We start from the raw sequence: 2,900 nt of genomic DNA, 5'->3' as shown, positions 1-2,900 counted from the left end.
GTAATAACAGAATAATTATAATGGCTATAATAATTATTCTAGCGCGAAGTAACCTGCCTAGCCGATCTAAAACACTGTATTAATCGAAGTTTTGACTTTCAAAGTTAATTGAGCTTAGATATTCAGGAACGCTGCGTCATTATCGGTTAATACTGAATCAATTGCTTTCGGCGTAAAATTCTGATGCCCCGTACTAGTGGGAATGATTTTGACATTATGGCTATCACAGTTCTCAGAAAGCAATTCAACCTCCTAGAGGGATGGCCCAACAGCTAACCTAAACTTATTGGGATGATGTCGTAAACACCTACACCAAATATCTCAAAAATAGTCCGGCTTTGTGGTGGTCAACAAGTTCCGGACACTAATTTCAGCCAATTTTCGGCAGTAACTGGCAACAGCCCATCATTTGCTTGATGAGGCCATTGCGTATTGTAGTAATCCATCAAGTAATAGCTGATACCCTGCTTTGCTTGAGTTTGGGTCAGGTGCCCGGTAGCTGGTATCCATTCGTTTTTTAATCTTCTAAATAGCCTCTTCATGGAGCATTGACGCTCCTATGTCAAGACAGACTCGCTAGATCTTTCAGTATTAGCGGGAATAGCTCTCTCACTATATAGCGCTCTAAGATACGAGTTATTTCCTTAGTTGATAACCCTTCTGCTGTTCTTCGGGCGACATAGTCTTTTGGTCTGGGATCACTACACATCTAACCATTGCTACAGTCCAAAGAACGTTATTCGCACTACGGCAAGCTCCTCTATTCAACCGGTGACGGGTAGTTTTCCCTGATGACGCTGGAATTGGATTACCCCCACACAAGGCTGCAAACGATGATTCTTTCTTTAATCGGTTGGCATTGTCTCCGACCGCGACTAAAAGCGTTTCAGTCACATTTGCGCCAACACCAAACCTTGATACGAGGCTTTGAGCTGTGTTCAAAGTCTTTTTTTCTTTATCAAGAGATTTTACTTGGTCGTTAAGGAAGTTCCAACGTTGTGCCAACAGCACAAGCGGAATCAATAATGGCTCACTACTATTAGAGCACCGAGCTAAGTATGTGGTCGCACACGCACTAGGCTTTGGTTGGTAGAGGGACTGTTTTAGTTCATCGGACCTGATACAAGAAGAGCTGGTATTTGATTCATCACCTGAGTTCTTGCTTTGACCGCGCTATTGCGTGTTATTAGCACGTTCCTTAATGACTCGACTGATCCTGTATGACTTTTAGGAATGACTTCAGCCTCTCCAGATAATACGCTTCTAGCCGAATTCTCTGAATCTATAACGTCAGATTTGCCTTTCAGACGTATCTCTATTCGATTTGGTCGCAGCACTTCATATACATCGATACCATTCTTAGTCAAGAATTTAGTCAGTTCAGCACCATAACTTCCTGTACCTTCAATACCAGCTTTTTGAAGGAATCCGTAAGACTTACACCATGCTAAGAGCTCACGATAACAAGCAAGGTCGGCATTAAATGATTTACTCTTAATAACCTGACCAAGCTCATTAATCGGTGTTGCAACTTGAAGCTCTAAATGAGTATCTACACCTAAATACAATTTGTATCGGGGATCGTTACTGTTCACTTTATCACTCTCTTGTCTAGATCGCCCGGCAGGACGGGACACTGGAGATGCAATATAAAGCTCCTATTAAGTCACAACTGAGTCGATAGAATTGAACAGACTCTTTGAACGACAGGTCAATACGAAGACATTTCAGTCAATCCCAGTACGGGTTAGTACAAACTATCTGTACTCATATTCTACTCCCAGTATCCCAGTTACCTCGACGACTCATGCTCTGAGTTATGCGATATCGCCAAAGCCTTTGACAGTATTTTAGGCTACTGTATGGGTTCCTTGGTCTGAGTGGAACATCACGTTGCTAGGTCGCTATCGTTATTTCCAAGGCATATCCAAGGCTTTGCAAGTTAACTCTGCATCGGGTTTGTCTTATAGCACCCAACCCGTTACCCGGCAGCTAAATAAGTCAAGTACAACAGCCAGATAACTCCACTTTGAACCGGACCAGATGTAAGTAATATCGCCACACTAAACTTGATTTGGAGTGATAACAGAGAACTCACGCTTCAACCTATTGGGGATATCTGGCAGCTCTAGCTTAGCGTGTTTATAGCGATGCGAGCCTGATTGTTTGCTTATCAGCTCGGATTCTTGCATAAGCTTGCGTATTTTGAAGCGTCCGACATCGAAACCTTCAGACTGCAGCATAGAAGCAAGAGTCCAACTACCAGCACCACCACTTATGTTAAAGAGCTGCTTCACTCGGCTGGCTAACCGAATGCGATTGGCATCCGGCTTTCGTTGTTTAAACTCGTAGTAGCAGGAAGACGCGACATCAAACAGCTCACAAAGAGCTTTGACCGGTTTATGCCTCTCAACTGGTCAATTAGCGAGAACGTTCGAGTTCGTCGGACCTTAAGAGAGCTGTAGCTTTTTTTAGTATAGATTTTTCTCTTTCTAAGCGATTAATCCTAGCTTGTAACTCTTGGATCTTCTGCTGTTCTGGCATCAGAGCTTTAACCGTTGGCGTTTATCCGCCACGCTCAATCTTTAGTTGATCGACCCAACGTCGTAAGGCCGTATCACCGATGTCTAGAGAGCGTGCCTCCTCAGATATTGAGTAACCTTGGCCAAGAACCAAGCTTGCGGCATCTATTTTGAACTCAGAAGAAAATGTACGACGTTGTCGCTTTGTCATTGAACACCTCATTTATGGTGAAGACTTTACCACCTAATTTGGTATCCGGTATCATTAAACCACTACAACTACTATCTATGGGTTAGTCCACTGTTTCACCCTTAGTGATATAACCAAAGTTATCTCTCATTTTTATTAGTTCTAATAGGCTTTGTTGCCGAAATCGA

General features: G+C 42.9%; 2 protein-coding genes and 1 pseudogene. All 3 read right to left on the bottom strand.

Annotated features, from left to right (window positions below; translation table 11 throughout):
• Positions 1–636: 636 nt before the first annotated feature.
• Complete coding sequence (locus HW45_RS29700) at positions 637–1,023, bottom strand: transposase (RefSeq protein WP_200874567.1); 387 nt, start codon at positions 1,021–1,023, stop codon at positions 637–639.
• Between the two features lie 80 nt (positions 1,024–1,103).
• Positions 1,104–1,595, bottom strand: coding sequence for an IS110 family transposase (locus tag HW45_RS29695; protein WP_200874566.1), 492 nt, complete (start codon positions 1,593–1,595; stop codon positions 1,104–1,106).
• Between the two features lie 190 nt (positions 1,596–1,785).
• Positions 1,786–2,733: pseudogene (locus HW45_RS29910) on the bottom strand (IS3 family transposase); the annotation flags it as partial.
• Positions 2,734–2,900: the final 167 nt, after the last annotated feature.

It is taken from the genome of Vibrio sp. ER1A (assembly GCF_000733315.1).
In the GTDB taxonomy this organism is placed as follows: Bacteria; Pseudomonadota; Gammaproteobacteria; order Enterobacterales; family Vibrionaceae; genus Vibrio; species Vibrio mediterranei.
This window is presented reverse-complemented; position numbering and strand designations above follow the sequence as displayed.